We start from the raw sequence: 20,960 nt of genomic DNA, 5'->3' as shown, positions 1-20,960 counted from the left end.
ATTGCCGGGGCTGCTGCGCAGCCCTTTCGCGACACAAGGCCGCTCCTACAGAGACCGCACAGGCCTTCAGTCTCCCCGATACTGCCCCGGCGTCACCCCCACATGGGCCTTGAACACTCGCTGGAAATGGCTTTGGTCGGCGAATCCGAGCTGATAGGCCACCTCCGCCAGTGGCTGCCCTTCACTCAACAATTGGCGCCCACGGTTGACCCGGGCATTGAGCAGGTAGGCATGCGGCGTAAAACCGGTAGCGGCGCGAAAGGCGCGAATCAACTGGTAGCGCCCAAGCCCGGCCTGCTGCGCCATTACCGCCAGGCTCAGCTGCGCCGGGTCCTGACCTTCGATGTGCGCGATCAGCCCACTCAACGCGGTCGCCGCCAGTGCCGGTGCCGGCGCCAGCGGCGCGTGTCTGGCAAAGTCCATGTCACCCAGAAAGGCGATCAGCGCCGCATCCTTCTCGCCATTGCTGGCGCTGGAGAACAGCAGGCTGTTCAGTTCGCAGAACTGCCGATACACCTCCGGCACCTGGCAGATACGTGCCGGCTCGCCAGGCCCGGCCCCCTCCAGCCCAGACTCCATGTGTAGCTGCGCCAGCCAGTCGGCATCCACATGCAGCATCTGGTAGCTCCACGCTTGCCCAGGCTCTGGGTTGCAGGCATGCACGCGGCGGGCCGGGACCAGCACCAGCGTGCCGGGTGTCAGGCGTTGCTGGCCGTTGCCGGCACCGGTGAAGTGACTATGGCCGGCGTCCACCACACCGATGGAAAACGTCGGGTGGCTGTGGGCCTTGTAGCAGGCACGGCTATGGCAGGCGCGGCGGCTTTCGACATGGGGCAGGGCCGGATCGCGCCACAGCGCGGCATGGGAACGGGGCATCGCAGGGTCCTCGGTATACGCGGCAGCTTATCAGGCGCCACGCACCCATACAGTTTTTTCCGCTGGCTGTAACTTGACCACAAGGCCCGCTGACCGCCGAAATAGACGCCTGTTGCCAAAGGAAAACAATAATGGACCTTTCAAGCCTGCTGCTTTTCATTCCTGCGTGCTTCGCCCTGAACATGGCGCCAGGGCCGAACAACCTGCTGTCGCTGCACAATGCCAGCCGTTACGGCCTGCGTACGGCATGCGTGGCCGGTGGCGGGCGCATCGTCGCCTTCAGCGGCATGATCGCCCTGGCGGCCATGGGCCTGGCAGTGGTGCTGCACACCAGCGAATACCTGTTCCTGGCCATCAAGGTGGTGGGGGCAGCGTACCTGTTCTATATCGCCTGGCAACTGTGGCGGGCGCCGGTGGGCGAGGCGATGGTGGCAAGCGATCACCCGCGCGGCACCTGGCGCCTGGCGCGACAGGAGTTCTGGGTAGCTGCTGGCAACCCGAAGGCAATCCTGATTTTCACCGCCTTCCTGCCGCAGTTCGTCTCGGTGGGCAGCGCCACCCCGGTGAGCGAGCAGTTCCTCTGGCTGGGTGTGCTGTTCCTGTTGCTGGAATGGGCCGCCATCGCCATCTACGCCGGCCTGGGGGCGTACCTGCAGCGCTGGTTCAGCCAGCCCGGCCCACGCCGGCTGTTCAACCGGGTCAGCGCCTCATTGCTGGGCTGCGCCGGCCTCGGGCTGCTGGCTGCGCGGCGCTAGAACTGCCAGCGCAGGCCCAGGTTCACGCCGCTGGCTTCCTGCTGGCGGGCGTCCAGGTTGGCGGTGTACTGCACACCGCCATGCAGGCTCAGTGCTTCGTTCACCTGCGCTACCACGCCGCTTTCAAGTTGCACCGAGGTATAGCGGTAATCGGTCTTGATCTTGTCGACGCCATCGAAGGTCAAGGTATCGCGGCCACCGTCGCCGTGCCACAGGTTGACTTGCGCATAGGGTTGCAACAGGCGGCCGCTGCTGCCTTTGAAGGCCCCCTCGAGCCGAACCCCCAACCGGCCGGTCAGCTCGACCTGGGCGTCGTGGCTGATATGCGAGGCGCTATCGCTGGCGCTGTCGAGCGAGACTTTTTGCGCGATCAACTGAGCCTGCGGCTCCAGTACCCAGCGGTCGGACAGGGCGATGGGATAGCCGGACTCCAGCGAGGCGGTCCAGGCGTGGCCGTCGATGTTCAATTTGTCACCCCGGTCCGAACGCGCCCGGCCATCCAGGTTGGTGTATTGCAGCACGGCGTCGAGGTAGCCGCCTTGCGGTCCGACCAGCGTCCAGTAGGCGCCGACGCTGTCGCCATCAAGCTCCAGGTCACCGACGCTGCGGTTCTGCACGGCGAGGGCGAAGCCTTTGACGTCGGCGTCCAGGCGGCTATGGCTGACGTAGATACCGACATGCTGGCGATAACCACTGTCGCCAACCTTGGCGTACAGGTCCTGGCCCACCTTGAAGCCGTACAGGTCGCCATCCAGGCTCGGGTTGACCGTGCCGCTCCATTGCTGGCGCAACGCGCCGCCATAGGCCTGGCCCCAACTGGCGGGCAGGGCGCCGTCACCCTGCAGCAGCTGCTGGTCGCCCTGACGCTGGTGGAACGTGCCCAGTGCCTGGCGAGCGATGATCGCGGCACCGCGTGGCGCTGCGGCGTACACCGCAACTTCCGGGCGATACAGCGGCAGGCTTTCGCCTTGCACCGGTGCTGGCAGGTCGACCTGGCCGGGGGCCGGGGCGGCGACAGGCGGAGTAGCGGCGGGTGCGATCACCACTGGCTCGCCCGGTTGGGTTGGCTGTGTGGGCTCGCCCGGTTCCGGCGCTGGGGCCGGAGCGGGTGGCGCAACCAGGGTGGAGCGCAGGTACCAGCTGTTTTCACTGCCAGCAGTCACGCCGCCTTTGAACAACCGGTAGTCGTAGGCGCCGGCTGAAAGAGTCTGGGTCTGGACAAATGCGGTGGCCGTGCTGACCGCGCCGTCACGCGCTTCAACGACTTGAATGCCGTTCTGCGCGGTGGTTGCACCGGCGCCATCGAGGTTGTTGATGAGCAACTGGGTAGAGCCGTCAATCGCACCACGGCTGACCACCAGGCGGTCGGAGGCGGCACCGTCGCCGGCCAGCACGCTGTTAAGGCGCAGGGTGCCGTTAATGCCGGTGTAGTTGCCCTGGATGGTCAGGCGACCCTGAGCGTCGTTGCCACCGCTCAGGTCTATGGTGCCGGCGTTTACCACGGATGCCTTGCTGCCATTCTGGATGCTGACGATGCTGCCGCGGTGACTGATCAGTGTGCTGGTCGCGTCAATTTGCAGGGTACCGGTCCCCGTGGCTGCGGCTATCGGTGGCTGATCGGAGCCCAGGTCACCCAGGACCAAGCTGTCGTTCAGGGTCAGCCGGCTGCCCTGGTTCAGGTTGATGGACTCCCAATTGACATACAAGGCCCCCTGACCGACCTTGGCTTGCTGAAACGTCAGGGTATCCGTGCCCGTACCGCCGTCCAACAGCACTGTTGAACTGCTCAAGTCGAGTGTGCTGACAGTGGCCGTGTCATTGTCGGCGCCCATGTCTGCTTTCTTGCCGATCTTGCCGCTCGTCCAGTTGAGTTTATCGTCGCCCTGGCCGGCACGTATCTCGCCTTTCAGATTGACGCCTTTGACATTGATCACGTCGTCGCCGCTACTGCTACTGAGATCCCCACCGATGGTGCCGCCAAACAGGTCGTACCAGTCTTTGCCAAGGCCACTGACCACGTTGGCGACAACGATGGTTTCCACACCAAGGTTTTGCGACATTTCAAAGAAGTTATCAGCCATCTTGAGGTCAATCCGGCGAATGCTGCCGCCTTTGAACCAGGCATTGTCGCCATCTTCGAAAGCATCGGTGATGGCTCCACGGGTCATCACGAACTCGTCCATGGCACCGCCTTGATTGAGCGTCCCTAGCGTGCCACCAGACATATTGAACTTGTCCTGCCCCTCGCCTTGTTGCAACGACCCAACATTGCCGCCGGTGATGGTGGCCTGATCAGCATCTGGCGTCTGGACGATGGCGCCCAGGTTCTCACCCTCTGCAACAGTCAAGGATTGGGCATGAGACAGCAAAGGCAAGGTGAGCAGAGGGAGTACGGCAGGCACAAGCAGGCGAGGGCAGCGCATAGGCAGGTCTCCATGAGGGGCCACTGCCTGAGTTGTATGTTTTGTACGGTAGGGGGACAACTGGCAAAAATGTCAGGTGGCCCGGGGCTATCAGTCGCGGTAGAACGTCTGCACCAGGTGATAGCCGAACTTGCTCTTGATCGGCCCGTGCACCACGCGCAGGGGCTTCTTGAAGATCACCTGGTCGATGGCACCGACCATCTGCCCGGGGCGGATTTCACCCAGGTCGCCGCCACGCTTGCCCGAAGGGCAGGTGGAGAACTTTTTTGCGAGCACGTCGAAAGCCTCGCCATTGGCGATGCGCTGCTTGAGCTTTTCGGCTTCGTCAGCGGTCTTGACCAGGATGTGACGGGCTTGGGCTTTCATGGGGTACCTGTGCTTCGGGGGCGAAAAAGGTGGGCATTATGCCTTAACGGGTCGGGTTGAGGCCATTGTGGGGGCGGCCTTGCGTCGCGAAAGGGCTGCAAAGCAGCCCCGGAATTTCAGCAGTGAAGCATAGATTGCTGGGGCCGCTTTGCGGCCCTTTCGCGACGCAAGGCCGCTCCCACAATGACGGTGAATACCTTCATTACGGGGTGCGCAACTCCTCGCGATCCCGGAACTGCTCCAGCGCCTCGGGGTTGGCCAGGGCATCGGTGTTCTTCACCGGCAGACCATGCACCACATTGCGAATCGCCAACTCCACCAGCTTGCCGCTGATGGTACGCGGGATGTCATCGACCTGGGCGATCACCGCCGGTACATGGCGGGGCGTGGTGTACTGGCGGATCACCTGGCGGATGTGCTGGCGCAGGGCGTCATCCAGCTGCAGGCCGTCACGCAGGCGAACGAACAGCACCACCCGTACATCGCCTTGCCAGTCCTGGCCGATTGCCACGCTTTCCAGCACCTGCTCGACCTTTTCTACCTGGCGGTAGATCTCCGCCGTGCCAATGCGCACGCCACCGGGGTTGAGCACCGCATCGGAGCGGCCATGAATCACCAGCCCGCCATCGGCACGCTGTTCGGCATAGTCGCCCTGGGCCCACACCCCCGGAAACTGGCTGAAGTAGGCGTCGTGGTAACGACTGCCGTCCGTATCCTGCCAGAACCCCAGCGGCATGGACGGGAAGTTGCGCGTGCACACCAGTTCGCCTTTTTCGCCTTGAACCGGTTGGCCATGCTCGTTCCACACTTCCACCGCCATGCCCAGGCCCTTGCACTGGATCTCGCCACGGCGCACTGGCAGGGTCGGGTTGCCCAACACGAAACAGGAGACGATATCGGTGCCGCCGGACATCGACGCCAGGCACAGGTCGGCCTTGATCTTGCGGTACACGTAGTCGTAGCTGTGTGGCGACAGTGGCGAGCCGGTGGACAACAGCAGGCGCAAGCGCGTCAGGCGGTGGCTTGCCGCGGGCTCCAGGCCCGCCTGCTCCAGCGCCGCAAGGTACTTGGCACTGGTGCCGAAGGCCTGGATGCCCTCGGCATCGATCAGGTCCAGCAGGCGCTCGGGGCCGGGGTGGAAGGGTGAGCCGTCGTACAGTACCAGCGTGGCGCCCACCGCCAGGCCGCTGGCCAGCCAGTTCCACATCATCCAGCCGCAGGTGGTGTAGTAGAACAGTACGTCATCGGCCTTCAGGTCGTTGTGCAGGCCATGTTCCTTAAGGTGCTGCAACAACACACCGCCGGCGCGGTGGACGATGCACTTGGGCACACCGGTGGTGCCGCTGGAATACAGGATGTACAGCGGGTGGTCGAAGGGCAGCGGGGTAAAGCGCGGCTCGCCGCCGGGCTGATAGAACTCGTCCCACAAGCTGACGTTGGCGGCCTTGAATTGGTCGACACGCGTCCCGCTGCGGGTATGGGGTACCACTATCAGCCGTTCCAGCCCGGGCAGTTGCGCGCACACCTGGTTGACCTTGTCCACTTGGTCGACAGCTTTGCCGGCGTACTGGTAACCGGCGCAGGCGATCAGCAGCTTGGGTTCGATCTGGCCGAAGCGGTCGATGATGCCGTGGACGCCAAACTCCGGCGAAGAGCTGGACCACACCGCACCGAGGCTGGTGCAGGCAAGCATGGCGACCAGCGTCTGCCAGGTATTGGGCATGATGGCGGCGACCCGGTCGCCGGGGACGATACCGGCGGCCTTGAAGGCTGTTTGCAGGCCCGCCACCTGGGCCGCCAGCTGGGCATGAGTGAACAGTTGGCGTTGGCCGTCCTCGCGCACGGCGACCAGGGCCGGGCGGTCGTCGCGACGGCGCAGCAGGTGTTCGGCGAAGTTGAGGGTGGCGTTGCTGAACCACTGGGCATCGGGCATCTGCGGCCCTTCGCTGAGCACCTGGCTCGGTGGGGTATGCCAGTGAACGTGGAAATAGTCGGCAAGGGTTTGCCAGAAGGCAGGGCGCTGCTCGATGCTCCAGCGGTGCAGCGCCTGGTAGTCGTCGAGTTGCAGGTTGTAGCGCAGGTTGACCCGGCGGCGGAAGGCATCCATCCGGCTGGCCTCGATCTGCGCCGTGGAGGGGCGCCAGAGCACATCGTTCATGCCGAACCTCCAGATGATCATTTGGATTCAAGGGCGCCTTCGCGGGCTCGCCCGCTCCCACAGGTACAGCGTAGATGTCCAGCCTGGTGATAGCCTGTGGGAGCGGGCGTGCCCGCGAAGAAGCCCCTGGCTGCAGGGGCTTGCGCGTTACTCTACTTTAGCCTTTTGCACGTCCTGCGACGCGGTCCAGACGCGGTAGCGCACTTCGACGTCCTTGGGCACATACACCACCACCGGCAGCTTGCTGTTGTAGCGCAGCATGAAGCCTTCACCGACCACGGGCACAAAGGCCTCGGTCTTCTTGCCATCGGGGCAGGCCATCAGCGTGCTGGCCGGGCCGCTGACCTTGTCCAGGCGGTAGTAGCTGTAGCCCCAGCCTTCCAGGGTACGTTCCTCCAGGCTGCCGCCCAGGCGCTGGCGATTGCAGTCCACCTTCAGGGTCTTGCCGGCGAGGATTTCCAGTTGGTAGGCCGACTCATCAGCCTGGGCAGGCAGGTGGATGACCTGCCGGGTGAAGCCTTTTTCCGCCTCGGGGTAGGGCGCGACGTCCTTCAGGCTGGCTGCCATCGCAGGTGCGGCGGCAGCCAGGGTCAGGGCCAGGATCGCGGTCATCGGGGTTGGGCGCATAGGGCCTCCTTGCAGATAAACGAATGCAAGACCGTCGCCAGGCCCAGGCCGCCCGTCACTGGGCCAACCAGCCACCATCGACGTTCCAGGCGGCACCGCGAACCTGGCTACCGGCCTCGCTGCACAGGAATAGTACCAGCTCACCCAGGTGTTCGGGGGTGACGAAGGCCAGCGAGGGCTGTTTTTCTGCCAGCAGTTCGTGCTGCGCTTGCAGCGGATCGCCACCGTTGGCAGCACGATCGTCGATCTGCTTCTGCACCAGCGGGGTCAACACCCAGCCAGGGCAGATGGCATTGCAGGTGACGTTGCTGGTGGCGGTTTCCAGACCTACCACCTTGGTAAGGCCGACCACGCCGTGTTTGGCCGCCACATAGGCCGCCTTGCCGATGGAGCCGACCAGGCCATGCACCGAGGCGATATTGATGATGCGCCCCCAGTTGCGCGCTCGCATGCCAGGCAGGGCCAGGCGCGTACCGTGGAACACGGCCGACAGGTTGAGGGCGATGATCTTGTCCCAGCTTTCCAGCGGGAACTGCTCCACCGGCGCCACGTGCTGGATGCCGGCGTTGTTGACCAGTATGTCCACGCCGCCGAACTCGCGCTCGGCCAGGGCGAACAGCGCTTCGATCTGGGCCACGTCCGACAGGTCGGCCGGGTGATGGACTGCCTTCACCCCGTGCCGGGCGAGCTCGGCCAGCGCCGGGGCAGGGTCGCCGAAGCCGTTGAGCACGAGGTTGGCGCCTGCTCGGGCCAGCACCTGGGCAATGCCCAGGCCGATGCCGCTGGTGGAACCGGTGACGAGTGCGGTCTTGCCTTTGAGGGTCATGCAAAGCTCCTTAGACGATGCCGGTGGCGTAGAACGTGGCGATGACCACGAACACCGCCAGGGTCTTGATCAGGGTAATACCGAAAATGTCCTTGTAGGCCTCACGGTGGGTCAGCCCGGTCACGGCCAGCAGGGTGATGACCGCACCGTTGTGCGGCAGGGTGTCCATGCCACCGCTGGCCATGGCGGCCACCCGGTGCAGCACTTCGAGGGGGATGTTGGCGGCATTGGCGGCGGCGATGAAACTGTCGCCCATGGCCGCCAGCGCGATGCTCATGCCGCCCGAGGCAGAGCCGGTGATGCCGGCCAGCAAGGTTACGGTGATGGCCTCGTTGACCAGTGGGTTGGGGATGCCGCGCAGGGCGTCGGCCAATACCAGAAAGCCCGGCAGCGAGGCGATCACCGCGCCGAAACCGTATTCCGAGGCGGTGTTCATTGCCGCCAGCAAGGCGCCGCCCACGGCGCTTTTGGTGCCTTCGGCGAGGCGGGTGCGGATGGCGCCGAAGGCACACACCAGCACCATCAGGATGCCCACCAGCAACGCCGCCTGCACCGCCCAGATGGCAGTGAGCTTGGCCACGTCGCTTTGTACCGGCGCGCTCATGCCGGGCAGTTGCAGGCTGTGGCTAGTGCCGTACCACTGCGGGATCCAATGAGTGAACAACAGGTTCATCACCCCCACCAGCAGCAACGGCGACAGGGCCAGCCAAGGGTTGGGCAGCGCCAGGTCGGCAGCGGTTTCCGGTTCGTTGCGCAAGTCGCTGCCATAGCCTTCACCGGCGCGCTGGGCCTTGTTGCGCTGACGCTGCAGGTAGGCCATGCCGGTGCAGAACACGAACAGCGTGCCGATCAGGCCCAGCCAGGGCGCGGCCCAGGCGGTGGTGTTGAAGAAGGTGCTGGGGATGATGTTCTGGATCTGCGGGGTGCCGGGCAGGGCATCCATGGTGAACGAGAACGCACCCAGGGCAATGGTTGCCGGGATCAGTCGCTTGGGGATATTGCTCTGGCGGAACATCTCGGCGGCGAACGGATACACCGCGAACACCACCACGAACAACGACACGCCGCCGTAGGTGAGCAGGGCGCAGACCAGCACGATCACCAGCATCGCCTGGCGGGTGCCGAGCACGCGGATGGCGGCGGCGACGATCGAACGCGAGAAGCCGGACAGTTCGATCAGCTTGCCGAACACGGCGCCCAGCAGGAACACCGGGAAGTAAAGCTTGATGAAGCCGACCATTTTCTCCATGAACACCCCGGTGAATGCGGGAGCCACGGCGGACGGGTCGGTGAGCAGTACCGCACCGAGGGCGGCGATTGGGGCGAAGAGGATTACGCTGTAGCCGCGATAGGCAGCCAGCATCAGCAGGGCCAGCGCAGCGAGGGCGATGAGCACGGTCATCGGGGTGGGTCTCCTGGGTGAGTCTTGTTTTTATCGGTGAGCAGGAGATAGCTGGAATCGTGCCAGTTTTTAACCCATTGATTTATATCGGTATTTTGTTTTTTTCTGGATATTTGTCTCTGTCTTGAGATTTTGGGGCTGCTTTGCGGCCCATCGCGACACAAGGCCGCTCCCACAAGGGCACCGCGATCTCCTGTAAGAGCGGCCTTGTATCGCGATCGAGGGCAAAGCCGTCGCCGCAATCTCAAAATGGAAACATAAGTCTCCAATCAGAGACCAAGCGCTACCATCTTCTTGTATAGCGTCGAGCGCCCGAGTCTTAACGCCGACGCAGCTTCCGGCACATTGCCCCCATGTTTGGCCAGTGCCCCGGCAATCAGCTCGCGCTCAAATGCCTCACAGGCCTCACGGTAAGTCTGCCGCATAGGTTCACCCGCCACCGGGCTCAACGGCCCCAATGCCGCCCGCAGATCCTCCACCCCCAGCCGCGGCTGATCTGCCAGCAGCGTGGCCCGCTCCAGCACATTGCGCAGCTCGCGAATGTTCCCCGGCCATGCATGCCTCGCCAATAGCTGCTGCGCTTCGGCCTCCAGCTCATACTGGCTGCCCAGTTCCCCCAGGATGGCCTCGCACAGCGCCGGCAGGTCCACCAGCCGTTGCCGCAGTGGCGGCACCTCGATCGGCAGCACATTCAGCCGGTAATACAGGTCGGCGCGGAATGCCCCGCGGGCGATGGCGGCCTGCAGGTCGATGGAGGTGGCGGCAATGATGCGCACATCACTGCGCAGCATCTGGTTCGAGCCTACCGGCTCGTACTCCTTCTCCTGCAACACCCGCAGCAGCTTGCTCTGCAGGGCCAGCGGCATGTCGCCGATCTCGTCGAGGAACAACGTGCCGCCTTCGGCCAATTGCAGCTTGCCGCTGCGGCCCTTGCGATCGGCGCCGGTAAAGGCGCCGGGGGCGGTACCGAAGAATTCGGCTTCCAGCAGTGTCTCGGGGATTGCCGCACTGTTGATGCTGACAAACGCCTTGTGCGCCCGCGCCGACGCTGCATGGATGGCATGGGCCAGCAGTTCCTTGCCGGTGCCTGTTTCGCCCAGCAGCAACACCGGCGAATCACTGCTCGCGCCACGCCGGGCTCGGCGCTTGGCCTCAAGGCTGGCGGCGCTGCTGCCGACGAACTGGGCAAAGCTGTACTTGGCCTGGCGGGCGCGCAACTGCGAGCGGGTCGAGGCCAGCTCCTGCTGCATGCTGGAGTAGCGTTTGAGCAGCGGCGACAGGCTGCGCAACTCATCGAACAGGGCAAAGCCGATGGCGCCGATCAGCGCGCCCTGATCATCGTGGATGGGCAGGCGCATGACCACCAGCGGCTCGTTCGGGGTGTCGAGCATGTCCAGCAGGATTGGCCGGCCATTGCTCACTACCTCGCGCATCAGGCTTCCCGGGATTACTGCCTCGCATGGTTGGCCGATGGCACTGGCCGCGTCGGCCAGGCCGAAGCGCCGGGCGTAGCGCTCGTTCATCCAGACGATGCGCGCCTGGCGGTCGACGATTACCGTGCCCTCGCTGGACTGCTCGATGATCTCGAACAACGAGCGGATCGCCAGTTGCCGTACCTGAGGGTAGTCCTTGAGGCTGTCGCTGTCGTGCATGGGTAGAAATCCTGAAATCTGTAAAAGCAGGGCCGGCCTCTTCGCGGATACCCCACAGTCCTCAAGGTTTGTGGTGACCCTGCGGGAGCAGGTTTACCCGCGAAGAGGCCAGACCTGCAAACCTATCCCCTGGGGTCGAACGCCTCGCGCAAGGCATCCCCGATAAACACCAGCAGCGACAGGATCACCGCCAGCGCGAAGAACGCGGTAAAGCCCAGCCACGGCGCCTCCAGGTGCTGTTTGCCCTGGGTCACCAGCTCTCCCAGCGAAGCGCTCCCGGCCGGCATGCCGAAACCGAGAAAATCCAGTGCAGTCAGGGTGGTGATCGCCCCGGTAAGCATGAACGGCACATAGGTCAGCGTCGCGTTCATGGCATTGGGCAGGATATGCCGCAGCATCACCTGGCTGTCTGGCAACCCCAGCGCCCGGGCGGCTTTCACGTACTCCAGGTTGCGACCGCGCAGGAACTCGGCGCGCACCACATCGACCAGGGTAAGCCAGGAGAACAACGCCATGATCCCCAGCAGCCACCAGAAGTCCGGCTCGACGAACCCACTGAGGATGATCAGCAGGTACAGCACCGGCAACCCCGACCACACCTCCAGCAGGCGCTGGCCGACCAGGTCGACCCAGCCGCCGTGGTAGCCCTGCAGGGCACCGGCCGCCACCCCGATCAGCACGCTGACCACGGTCAGGGCGAAGGCGAACAGCAAGGATACCCGGGTGCCATACAGCACTCGGGCCAGCACGTCGCGACCCTGGTCGTCGGTACCCAGCCAGTTGCTCGCGCTTGGTGGGCTGGGCGTGGGCACCTGCAGGTCGTAGTTGGGGGTATCGGCGCTGAACGGGATCGGGGCGAACAGCATCCAGCCACCTTGCTGCTCGATCAGCTGGCGTACATAGGCGCTGCGGTAGTCTGGCTGGAAGGGCAACTGGCCACCGAACTGCTGCTCGGTGTAGCGTTTGAGCGCCGGCACGTACAGGTCGCCCTTGTAGCCCAGCAGCAGCGGTTTGTCGTTGGCCACCAGCTCGGCACACAGGCTCAGTAGCAGAAGAGCGGCGAACAGCCACAGCGAAACCCAGCCCAGGCGGTTGCGGCGAAAGCGTTGCAGGCGACGACGCGAAAGCGGTGAAAGCATCAGCGGGCCCTCGTGTCGAAGTCGATACGCGGGTCGAGCAGGGTGTACGACAGGTCACCGATCAGGCGGATCAGCAGGCCCGCCAGGGTGAAGATGAACAGCGTGCCGAACACCACCGGGTAATCGCGCGACACGGCCGCCTCGTAACTCATGCGGCCCAGGCCATCGAGGGAGAAGATCACCTCGATCAGCAACGAGCCGGCGAAGAATACCGTGATCAACGCCTGCGGCAAGCCGGCCACCACCAGCAGCATGGCATTGCGCAGCACGTGGCCATACAGCACCCGACGCTCGCTCAGGCCCTTGGCGCGGGCAGTAACCACGTATTGCCGGGAAATCTCTTCGAGAAAGGCGTTCTTGGTCAGCAGCGTCAGGGTGGCGAAGCCGCCGATCACCAGGGCGCCGACCGGCAGCACCAGGTGCCAGAAGTAGTCCGCGACCTTGCCCAACAGGCTCAGCTCGTCGAAGTTGTCCGAGACCAGGCCGCGCACCGGGAACCAGCTGAGCGAGGTGCCGCCGGCGAACAGCACGATCAGCAACAGGGCAAACAGGAACGAGGGCAGGGCATAGCCGACCACGATCAGTGCACTGCTCCAGGCATCGAAGCGGCTGCCGTGGCGCACTGCCTTGCGGATGCCCAGCGGGATGGATACCAGGTAGGTGATCAGCGTGGCCCAGAAGCCCAGCGACAGGGTGACCGGCAACTTATCGAGGATCAGGTCGGTGACCTTGGCGCCGCGGAAGAAGCTGTTGCCGAAGTCCAGCCGGGCGTACTGGCCCAGCATCAACCACAGGCGCTCGGGGGCGGACTTGTCGAAGCCGTACTGGCGCTTGATCTCCTCGATCAGTTTCGGGTCCAGGCCACGGGTGGCACGTGACTCGCCGTGCACCACCTCGGCCCGGGCACCGGGGGCGCCGCCGCCGATGCCTTGCAGGCGCGCCACCGCCTGCTCCACCGGGCCACCCGGCGCGGCCTGGACAATGGCAAAGTTGACCAACAGGATCGCCAGCAGGGTCGGGATGATCAGCAACAGGCGGCGCAGTATGTAGGTGGTCATGGCGAGGATTTCCGGCGTTCGGCCATTTGCGCGTTGGTCAGCGCGGTAGGGCTGACTTCCCACCAGGTGTCCAGGCCTTCGTCATAGGCAGCCTGAACCTTGGGCAGGCCGAAGCGGTTCCACCAGGCAGTGGAACTGCCGGGCGGGTAGTAATTGGGGATCCAGTAATAGTTCCATTGCAGAACCCGGTCCAGGGCACGGGCGTGATGCAGCATGTCGGCCTGGGTGTCGGCGCGCACCAGGCCGTCGATCAGCCGGTCCACGGCAGGGTCCTGCAGCACCATCAGGTTATTCGACCCAGGGTCGTGGGCCGCTGCCGAGCCAAAGTAGTTGTACAGTTCGGCACCAGGCGACAGGGTGACCGGGTAGCCAGTGACGATCATGTCGTAGTCACGTGCCATCAATCGGTTGACGTACTGGGCCGAATCGACGTTACGGATTTCCAGGGTCACGCCAATCTGAGCCAGGTTGCGCTTCCACGGCAGCAGCAGGCGCTCCATGCCTGCCTGGCCGTTGAGGAAGGTGAACGCCAGCGGCGTGCCCTGGCTGTTCACCAGGCGGTCGCCTTCGGGCCGCCAGCCGGCTTGCTCGAGCAGCGCCAATGCCTGCAGCTGCTGCTTGCGGATTATCCCCGAACCATCGGTGACCGGGGCGGTGAACACGGTACTGAAGACTTCGTCCGGTACCTTGCCGCGCAACGGCTCGAGCAGTTTCAACTCGTCGGCATCCGGCAGTTGACGTGCAGCCAGCGGGGTATTGGAAAACACGCTCTGCTGGCGGATGTACATGTTGCGCATCATCTGCCGGTTGCTCCACTCGTAGTCCCACAGCATGCCCAGCGCCTGGCGCACGCGACGGTCCTTGAACTGCGGCCGGTCGAGGTTGAACACGAAGCCCTGGGCCACCTGCGGTTTGGCCGGGCCCAGGTGGGCGCGCTGCAGGCGGCCGTCGTCCAGTTGCGCGCCGTTGTAGCCCAGCGTGTAGGCGGTGGCGGAGAATTCGCGGTTGTAGTCATAGCCGCCGCCTTTGAGCACCTGCCGCGCCACTTCGGTATCGCCGAAGTACTCGATGCGCAGCTTGTCGAAATTGTAGCGACCACGGCTGACCGGCAGATCGCGCGCCCACCAGTTGGCGTCCCGCTCGAAGGTGATGCTGCGGCCGTTGTCGATGCGCCCGATACGGTACGGCCCGCTGCCGACCGGCTTGTCGAAGCCAGCACCGTTGGCAAAATCGCGCTGCTGCCAGTCGTGTTCGGGCAGTACCGGCAGGCTGGCGAGGTCCAGCGGCAGGGTGCGCCCGTGGTCGGGCTTGAAGTCGAAGCGCACGCTGTGCGGGCTTTCCACGATGACGGCGGCGACATCGGCGAACTGGGTGCGGTACTTGAGGCTGCCCTTGCTCATCAGCAGCTCGAAGGTGAAGCGTACGTCCTCGGCGCGCACCGGCTTGCCATCGGCGAATGTGGCGCGCGGGTCGATCTCGAAACGCATCCAGGCATCCTCCGGGCCGCGCTCCATGCGCCGGGCGATCAGGCCGTAGACGGTGTAGGGTTCATCGAACGAGCGCACGGCCAGTGGCGCGTACAACAGGCCATCGACCTCGCTGACACCGATGCCTTTGTCGATGTACGGCAGGATATGGTCGAACTGGCCGATCTCGATGGCCGAGCGGCGCAGGATGCCGCCTTTGGGGGCGTCGGGGTTGACGTAGTCGAAATGCTGGAAGCTGGCGTTGTAGCGGGGGGCTTCGCCGTAGACGGTGAGGGCGTGGGTGGGTGCAGCCTGGCTATTGAAGGAAAAACAAAGCAGAAAAAGGTAACACAAGGCCTGTGGGAGCGGGTTCACCCGCGAAAGCGCCAGATCAGGCAACGACGTTGCGTGAACGGACGCATTCGCGGGTAAAGCGCAGCGGCGCACCGCCGCTCCCACAGGGGACATGAGCAGCTACTGGCTACTTAGTCCTGGCGGCTGGTCACTTCCAGCAGGTGGTAGCCGAACTGGGTCTTCACCGGGCCTTGCACGGTATTGACCGGGGCGCTGAACACCACGGTGTCGAACTCCTTGACCATCTGGCCCGGGCCGAACGAGCCCAGGTCACCGCCCTGGCGGCTGGACGGGCAGGTGGAATTGGCTTTGGCGATTTCAGCGAAGTCGGCGCCTGCTTCGATCTGGGCTTTCAGTTCGTTGCATTTATCGATGCTGCTGACCAGGATGTGGCGGGCGGTTGCACGGGCCATGGGTACTGCTCCTTGGGGTAAAAAAGGCAAGCCTAGCGCACTTGTCCGGGGTATGTCTCGCCAGGCTTGCGTCCCGCTACCTAGAGTTTTTGTGCCGCCTCGCGCAACAGGGTTTCGGTCGAGGCCCAGCCCAGGCAACCGTCGGTGATCGACACGCCGTATTTCAGCGCGCCCTTGCCCAGCGCCTGGCAGCCGTCGAACAAGTGCCCTTCGATCATCACGCCGACGATCGAACGGTCGCCGGCCAGGCGCTGCTCCAGCACATCGTTGAAAACCGCCGGCTGGCGCGCCGGGTCCTTGCCGCTGTTGGCATGGCTGCAATCGACCATGATCCGCGCCTGCAACCCGGCCTTGGCCAGCGCCTGGCGGGCCATGGCAATGCTGTTGGCATCAAAGTTCGGGCCCTTGTGGCCGCCGCGCAGCACCAGGTGGGTGTCCGGGTTGCCCAAGGTCTCGATGATGGCCGGGTAGCCCTGCGCATCCATGCCGAAGTGGCGGTGCGGGTGGGCGGCGCTGCGCATGGCGTCGCTGGCGATGGCGATGCCACCGTCGGTGCCGTTCTTGAAACCGACCGGCAACTCCAGGCCACTGACCATTTCGCGGTGGATCTGCGACTCGGTGGTGCGTGCGCCGATCGCGGCCCAGGCCAGAAGGTCATCGAAGTAGCCGGCGGCCATTGGCTGCAGCAGCTCGGTGGCAACCGGCAGGCCGCGTTCGATCATGTTCAGCATCAGCCCGCGGGACAGGGCGATGCCGGCGTGCATGTCGTCGCTGCCATCGAGGTGCGGGTCGTAGGCCAGGCCTTTCCAGCCTATCGTGGTGCGGGGTTTTTCGACGTAGGCGCGCATCACCAGCAGCAGCTTGTCGTCGACTTCGCGGCTGAGCGCGGCCAGGCGGTCGGCGTATTCCAGGGCCGAGCGCGGGTCGTGGATCGAGCACGGGCCAACGATCACCAGCAGGCGCTGGTCGCGGCCTTCGAGAATGTCGCGGATGGCCTGGCGGTGGGCCTGGACTTGCAGGGTAAGTTCGCTGGACAGCGGCATTTGCTGTTTGAGCAGGTGCGGGCTGGGCAGGCGCTGGCTGACGGTGGTGTTGGCCGCTTGCGACTGGGTCAGGGCGAGGCTGGAAGCTTGCATGGCGTTTTTTTCCCTGGGCGGACGGCGGGTTCTGGCCCGCGTGGTCGGCCCTATCGAGGTGTTCGACAGATCGTTGAATTCGTGTTGGCTGCTGCATTGCCACCTGTGGACGACCGAACGGAGGCGGCAGGCTGGCCCGAACGGGATTGGCTAAATCGCCAGGCGAAGGTGTTTGCGTAGTAATAAGTGGCGTAGTTCATGAATCTGTCCTCAATGTGAATCGGTGTTGTTCAAAGGCCTGAAAAGCAAAACCCCCGGTCGGGGAGCCGACCGGGGGTTTGAGTATTCTCATGTTCGGCGGCCCCTCGAAGGTGGGCGCCGTGTGGGTATCGGCGCCTAGTGGCTAAACCAATACCCGAAGTAATAGCTGGCAGGTGCCACGCAGCCGGCAACAGCCAGCACAGGGCGCAGGGTGCGACCGGTGTGGTTGGCGTGATTGCGGGTGTGTTTCGGCATGTTGCTCTCCAGTGAATGAGCCCGAGCTTACTTCAGTTCGGCCGGGCCATTCAATGGATAAATGCTGGGGGGATGATCAATTGTTTTTGTACTGCCTGGTTCAATGACCATAGCGCCCGACAAGGCTCTGCGCGCCGAGTGCGTGACCTTGCAGCAGTTGCAGCAAGCCGCTGCGGTCCAGGCCTTCAGGCAGGGTGCCCAATGGCAGGTCGGTGGCGATCAGCGTCAGTGCGTAGTGGTGCGGGTTGTCGCCGGCGGGTGGGCAAGGGCCTCGGTAGCTGAGTGTGCCCCGCGAGTTGCGCCCCACGGTCACACCTTGCCCGGTCAACCCTGCGGCGCCTTCCTTCAGCCCATCCTGGGCCGGGTCGATGTTGTAGGCGAGCCAATGGACCACGCCAATGCCCTTGCCGCCGTCCGGGTCGAACATGATCAGTGCCAGCGACTGGGTCCCTGCGGGGAGGTTGTCCCAGCTCAGTTGCGGGGTGCGCTCTTCGCCGGCACCGCAGGCCGGGTCCGGGCCAACCTGTTGCAAGGCGATCACGCCGCCGTCGGTGAACGATGATGAACTGATCGACAGCGCGCCCTGGCCGCCAGCAACGGCCAAGGCGCTGCACGGCAGCAGGGCGGCGAGCAGCCAGGGTTTGAGGTTCATGGTGGATCCTTGGCAGGGCGTTCCGGCGCAGTGTAGCCCAGGCCGGCCTCAATGGCTGTCCTGGTCCTCGGCGGTGCCACCGGTGTGCCCGGCGCCGGAGCCAGTGGCTTCGCCGGTGCTGTTGGAGCCACCAGCGGCGCCGTCGGCGGCATCGCTGTTGCTGCCGGTGTCGCTGCTGTCGTTGGCTTTGCTGCTGCCAGGGCTGTTGACGCTGCTGTCTTCACCGGCGGTCTTGCCACCGTACTGGTCGGTTTGCGGGCGGCTGTCGGTGTCTGTGTCAGTGGCAGCGAAGCTGGTGCCAGTGACGCTGGCCAGGGCAAGGGCAAGGCACAGTGAGAGTGGGCGAATGCGGCTCATGGAACGTCTCCTTTACGGATGATCTGTCATTCGTTGGGCTGGGGGCGGGGAGTGGGGTGCCGTCTGGGCGACGGATGGTCATTGTTGCGGGCTGCTGTGCAGCCCGCTCGATTGCAAAGGTGCCGCGCGGGCCCCGAGGAAGGCGCTCAGCGGCAGTTGCCCGCCTTGCGATAACCCGCTGCCTGCGCCTCACCCTCTGTGGCGAAGGTGACCTGGTTCTTCGCGGTAACCTGGGTATAGCCCGGGCAGCCGACGGAAAGGTGATAGACATGGCTGTTGCGGTTGCCAAGCACAGCCCCCACCGACCCGGCACTGGCCAGGCTCGGCTTGGCCTCAGGCTTGGCGGCCTTCGCTGGCACCGCTTGTACCACGCCACTGCCGACTGGCTTGTAGTTGGCGGTCCATTTGCGTTCCCCGGTGACGAAGGGGTTGGCATGGCCCATGATCGCGGCAATGCGCCGGTCACGCTCTTTCTCCCAGGCCGACACTGGGTGCTGTTTGTCCCAGGCCATCAGCAACTGCTGCTGTTGGCGCGACATGCTCAGCTTGTAACGGTCGTACATGTAGAAGGTGGTGCGGGCGACCAGCCCTTTCACTTCGTCACGTGGTTCGGCAGCACGCTGCACGAAGTCCACCTTGGTGGTGCACTGCCCATATTGCCCTGCATTGCCAGCAACCATGCCGTAGTTGAAATTGCTGCGGTCGCCGTTTACCTCACCCACTGCCGGGTACAGGTTGAACAGGTCGGCCTCCATGGCGCGGAACACCGGGTCGTCATCCACGCAATGCTCGCGGCCACCGTTCTTCCAGCACTGGCGCTGGTTGCCGAAGGTGTAGGCCGGCACGATGTGCTCCCATTCGGTGCGTTCGGCGCGGTTCTGCTGCTTGCGGGTCTGGTAGCCGCACGAGGCGGCATCAATACGCCCGCCAGACTTGCCCACCCAGGCCCATTTGCAACCGCAGTACAGGTCGCCCATGGCACTGCTGGCCTGGTCCATGTACACCTTCTGCTTGGCCACCACCTTGGCTTCGGTGAATGTCGCCGGTGGGCTGGCCAGGGCAGGGAGGGTGAAGGAAAACAGTAAGGATACGGCGTAAAGCAGTGATTTCATGGGAAAAACATATTTCAGGTTGGGGCATGCATTGTAATCATTTCCTTGGGGCAGGCCAGCTCGCTGATCCACACCAGTGGGCGGCGCGGGTCGTCGCTGCCCATGCTGCTGAACGTGGCCGAGTCGAGCATGGCCTTGAGTTGGGTGGCCATGCGCAGCAGGCGCTCGATGAAGCCGGTGCCGACGGCGCCGGTGTCCTCCAGGGAAACACCGCTCTGGTTGTGCTGGATTGCCAGGTGGTAGTGGCTGACCCCGGCACCGTTGCCACTGCCGCCCAGCACCACGCTGAAGCGCGGGCCGAGCAGCCCGGCCAGGCGCTGCTGGACCAGGTCGAGTAGCGCGACCGGGACTTCGTCGGGGCGCAGTGAAGTGGGGAAGCATGGTGTGAAGGGTGGCATGGGCATGTCCTGCTGGGCGGGTACGAGTCCTGGCCAGCTTAAGGAAGGTCACTGTCAACTTGGGTTAAGCAGAGGTAAAAGCGGGTAATGCTCAACGCCAGCTCGGTGCGGTCGCTGCAGGAGCAGCCTTGCGCTGAGTCAGGCATCAGAAGGTCTGCCCCAGCGAGAACTGGAACATCTGGGTTTCTGCCCCATCCGGCTTCTTCAGCGGTGCCGCCAGGCTGAAACTCAGCGGCCCCATTGGGCTGTACCAGGTCACGCCAATGCCCAGCGACACGGCCATCTGAGCCAGGTCCACGCTGCCGCAGCCCTGGGTGGTCGACAGGTAGCAGGTATCGGCGTACACGTTGCCGGCATCGACGAACACCGAGCTGCGCAGCTGGCTCTGGTCCTTCACGAACGGCAACGGGAAGATGTACTCGGCACCGCCGGCAATCAGGATGTTGCCGCCCAGCACGTCGGTGTCACGGTCGGAGTAATAGGCCTGTCCGGCGCTGGCATAGGTGCCGGTGGCCGGGGTATTGCGCGGGCCGAGGCTGCCGTCCTTGAACCCGCGCACCGAACCCAGCCCACCTGCGGTGTAGCTTTCGTAGAACGGCAGCCCGTCGGTGGAGCCGTAGCCGTTGCCGTAGCCCAGGCTGGTATGCAGGCGCAGCGAGGTGTTGCTGGTTAGTGGCAGGTAGGTCTGGCCGCTGTAGTCCAGGTTGTAGAACGACAGGTCGCTGCCAGGGGTAGTGGCCATCACCGTCAGGCTCTGCGAGTGGCCGCGGGTAGCCAGCACGCCTTTGTTCAGGGTCGACTCCGACCAGCCGATCGAGGCCTTGAGGTTGTTGAAGCTCTTGCCCTCGCGTGCGATGAAGTCGTAGATCTCGTCGGCGCTATAGGTGCCGGGCGAGATATTGTCGTGCTGCAGGGTCAGGCCATAGGTCAGGCGCGACGTTTCGTTGATCGGGTAGCCAAAGCTGACCCCGGCACCGTAGCTGTCGATCGCGTAATAGGAAACGCCATCGTCGTAGTAATCGCTGTAGTCGGTGCTGTTGTAGAACAGGTTGTAGCCCAGACTGACGCCATCGGCGGTGAAGTAGGGGTCGGTAAAGCCGAAGTTGTACTTGGTCTGGTACTCGCTACGGGTCAGGCCGATCGACACCTTGTTACCGGTACCGAGGAAGTTGCTCTGGCTGATCGAACCACCGAGGATCAGGCCGGCGCTCTGGGCAAAACCGACGCTGGCGGTGATCGAGCCGGAAGCCTGCTCCTCAACGCTGTAGTTGACGTCGACCTGGTCGTCGGTGCCCGGCACCGGTGGGGTCTCGACGTTCACTTCCTTGAAGAAA

Annotated in this window: 19 protein-coding genes; 1 reads left to right on the top strand and 18 read right to left on the bottom strand. The window is 64.3% G+C overall.

The features are described 5' to 3' along the window. Window positions 1-66 precede the first annotated feature (66 nt). Window positions 67-876 carry a helix-turn-helix transcriptional regulator gene (locus tag ACK1U9_RS21695; RefSeq protein ID WP_085598992.1) on the bottom strand — a complete coding sequence of 270 codons (810 nt, stop codon included), beginning with the start codon at window positions 874-876 and terminating at the stop codon, window positions 67-69. 131 nt (window positions 877-1,007) lie between these two features. Here ACK1U9_RS21695 and ACK1U9_RS21690 point away from each other — a divergent pair, with 131 nt between their 5' ends. After that, complete coding sequence (locus ACK1U9_RS21690; protein ID WP_108480973.1) at window positions 1,008-1,631, top strand: LysE family translocator; 624 nt, start codon at window positions 1,008-1,010, stop codon at window positions 1,629-1,631. Here the strand turns inward: ACK1U9_RS21690 and ACK1U9_RS21685 are convergent. The 17 genes from ACK1U9_RS21685 to bamA all read right to left on the bottom strand — a co-directional run. Beyond that, on the bottom strand, window positions 1,628-4,054 hold the full coding sequence (locus tag ACK1U9_RS21685) for an autotransporter family protein (protein ID WP_108480972.1): 2,427 nt from the start codon (window positions 4,052-4,054) through the stop codon (window positions 1,628-1,630). The genes ACK1U9_RS21690 and ACK1U9_RS21685 overlap by 4 nt on opposite strands. A 90-nt stretch (window positions 4,055-4,144) precedes the next feature. Then, window positions 4,145-4,420 (bottom strand): peptidylprolyl isomerase, encoded by a 276-nt coding sequence (locus ACK1U9_RS21680; protein ID WP_013972552.1) that lies wholly within the window; start codon window positions 4,418-4,420, stop codon window positions 4,145-4,147. Between the two features lie 202 nt (window positions 4,421-4,622). After that, a complete protein-coding gene (locus ACK1U9_RS21675; protein WP_085598997.1) occupies window positions 4,623-6,578 on the bottom strand; it encodes an acetoacetate--CoA ligase in 1,956 nt (651 codons plus the stop codon). Window positions 6,579-6,725: 147 nt separating this feature from the next. Beyond that, a complete protein-coding gene (gene eco, locus ACK1U9_RS21670; RefSeq protein ID WP_015270251.1) occupies window positions 6,726-7,205 on the bottom strand; it encodes a serine protease inhibitor ecotin in 480 nt (159 codons plus the stop codon). Window positions 7,206-7,260: 55 nt separating this feature from the next. Next, window positions 7,261-8,031 carry a 3-hydroxybutyrate dehydrogenase gene (gene hbdH, locus ACK1U9_RS21665; protein ID WP_135001906.1) on the bottom strand — a complete coding sequence of 257 codons (771 nt, stop codon included), beginning with the start codon at window positions 8,029-8,031 and terminating at the stop codon, window positions 7,261-7,263. Window positions 8,032-8,041: 10 nt separating this feature from the next. After that, window positions 8,042-9,433, bottom strand: coding sequence for a GntP family permease (locus ACK1U9_RS21660; RefSeq protein WP_046616676.1), 1,392 nt, complete (start codon window positions 9,431-9,433; stop codon window positions 8,042-8,044). A gap of 269 nt (window positions 9,434-9,702) precedes the next feature. Further along, on the bottom strand, window positions 9,703-11,085 hold the full coding sequence (locus tag ACK1U9_RS21655; RefSeq protein WP_108480970.1) for a sigma-54 interaction domain-containing protein: 1,383 nt from the start codon (window positions 11,083-11,085) through the stop codon (window positions 9,703-9,705). Window positions 11,086-11,207: 122 nt separating this feature from the next. After that, complete coding sequence (locus tag ACK1U9_RS21650) at window positions 11,208-12,224, bottom strand: ABC transporter permease (RefSeq protein WP_108480969.1); 1,017 nt, start codon at window positions 12,222-12,224, stop codon at window positions 11,208-11,210. Beyond that, window positions 12,224-13,282: a microcin C ABC transporter permease YejB gene (locus ACK1U9_RS21645; protein ID WP_153671333.1), complete on the bottom strand. Its 1,059-nt coding sequence runs from the start codon at window positions 13,280-13,282 to the stop codon at window positions 12,224-12,226. The genes ACK1U9_RS21650 and ACK1U9_RS21645 overlap by 1 nt, the downstream gene beginning before the upstream one ends. Continuing rightward, the gene (locus ACK1U9_RS21640) at window positions 13,279-15,222 is read right to left on the bottom strand and encodes an extracellular solute-binding protein (protein ID WP_375136302.1); all 1,944 of its coding nucleotides are present in this window, start codon (window positions 15,220-15,222) and stop codon (window positions 13,279-13,281) included. Before ACK1U9_RS21640 ends, ACK1U9_RS21645 begins: the two co-directional genes overlap by 4 nt. A gap of 11 nt (window positions 15,223-15,233) precedes the next feature. Further along, window positions 15,234-15,515: a peptidylprolyl isomerase gene (locus ACK1U9_RS21635; protein ID WP_016715592.1), complete on the bottom strand. Its 282-nt coding sequence runs from the start codon at window positions 15,513-15,515 to the stop codon at window positions 15,234-15,236. Window positions 15,516-15,595: 80 nt separating this feature from the next. Then, a complete protein-coding gene (locus ACK1U9_RS21630; RefSeq protein WP_108480968.1) occupies window positions 15,596-16,651 on the bottom strand; it encodes a 3-deoxy-7-phosphoheptulonate synthase in 1,056 nt (351 codons plus the stop codon). A 556-nt stretch (window positions 16,652-17,207) separates the two neighbouring features. Further along, window positions 17,208-17,759 carry a YbhB/YbcL family Raf kinase inhibitor-like protein gene (locus tag ACK1U9_RS21625; RefSeq protein WP_046616671.1) on the bottom strand — a complete coding sequence of 184 codons (552 nt, stop codon included), beginning with the start codon at window positions 17,757-17,759 and terminating at the stop codon, window positions 17,208-17,210. Between the two features lie 48 nt (window positions 17,760-17,807). Beyond that, window positions 17,808-18,116: a hypothetical protein gene (locus ACK1U9_RS21620; RefSeq protein ID WP_153671331.1), complete on the bottom strand. Its 309-nt coding sequence runs from the start codon at window positions 18,114-18,116 to the stop codon at window positions 17,808-17,810. Window positions 18,117-18,262: 146 nt separating this feature from the next. Next, window positions 18,263-19,228, bottom strand: a complete 966-nt coding sequence (locus tag ACK1U9_RS21615) for an endonuclease (protein ID WP_015270262.1) — start codon at window positions 19,226-19,228, stop codon at window positions 18,263-18,265. Between the two features lie 14 nt (window positions 19,229-19,242). Then, entirely contained in the window at window positions 19,243-19,626 is a 384-nt protein-coding gene (locus ACK1U9_RS21610) for a hypothetical protein (RefSeq protein WP_046616669.1), read from the bottom strand. Window positions 19,627-19,771: 145 nt separating this feature from the next. Next, on the bottom strand, window positions 19,772-20,960 hold a 1,189-nt coding region (gene bamA, locus ACK1U9_RS21605), incomplete at its 5' end, for an outer membrane protein assembly factor BamA (RefSeq protein ID WP_449110176.1).

This window comes from Pseudomonas sp. XP1, assembly GCF_053557675.1.
The sequence above is the reverse complement of the archived record's forward strand: the minus strand, read 5'-3'. Positions and strand labels throughout refer to the sequence as shown.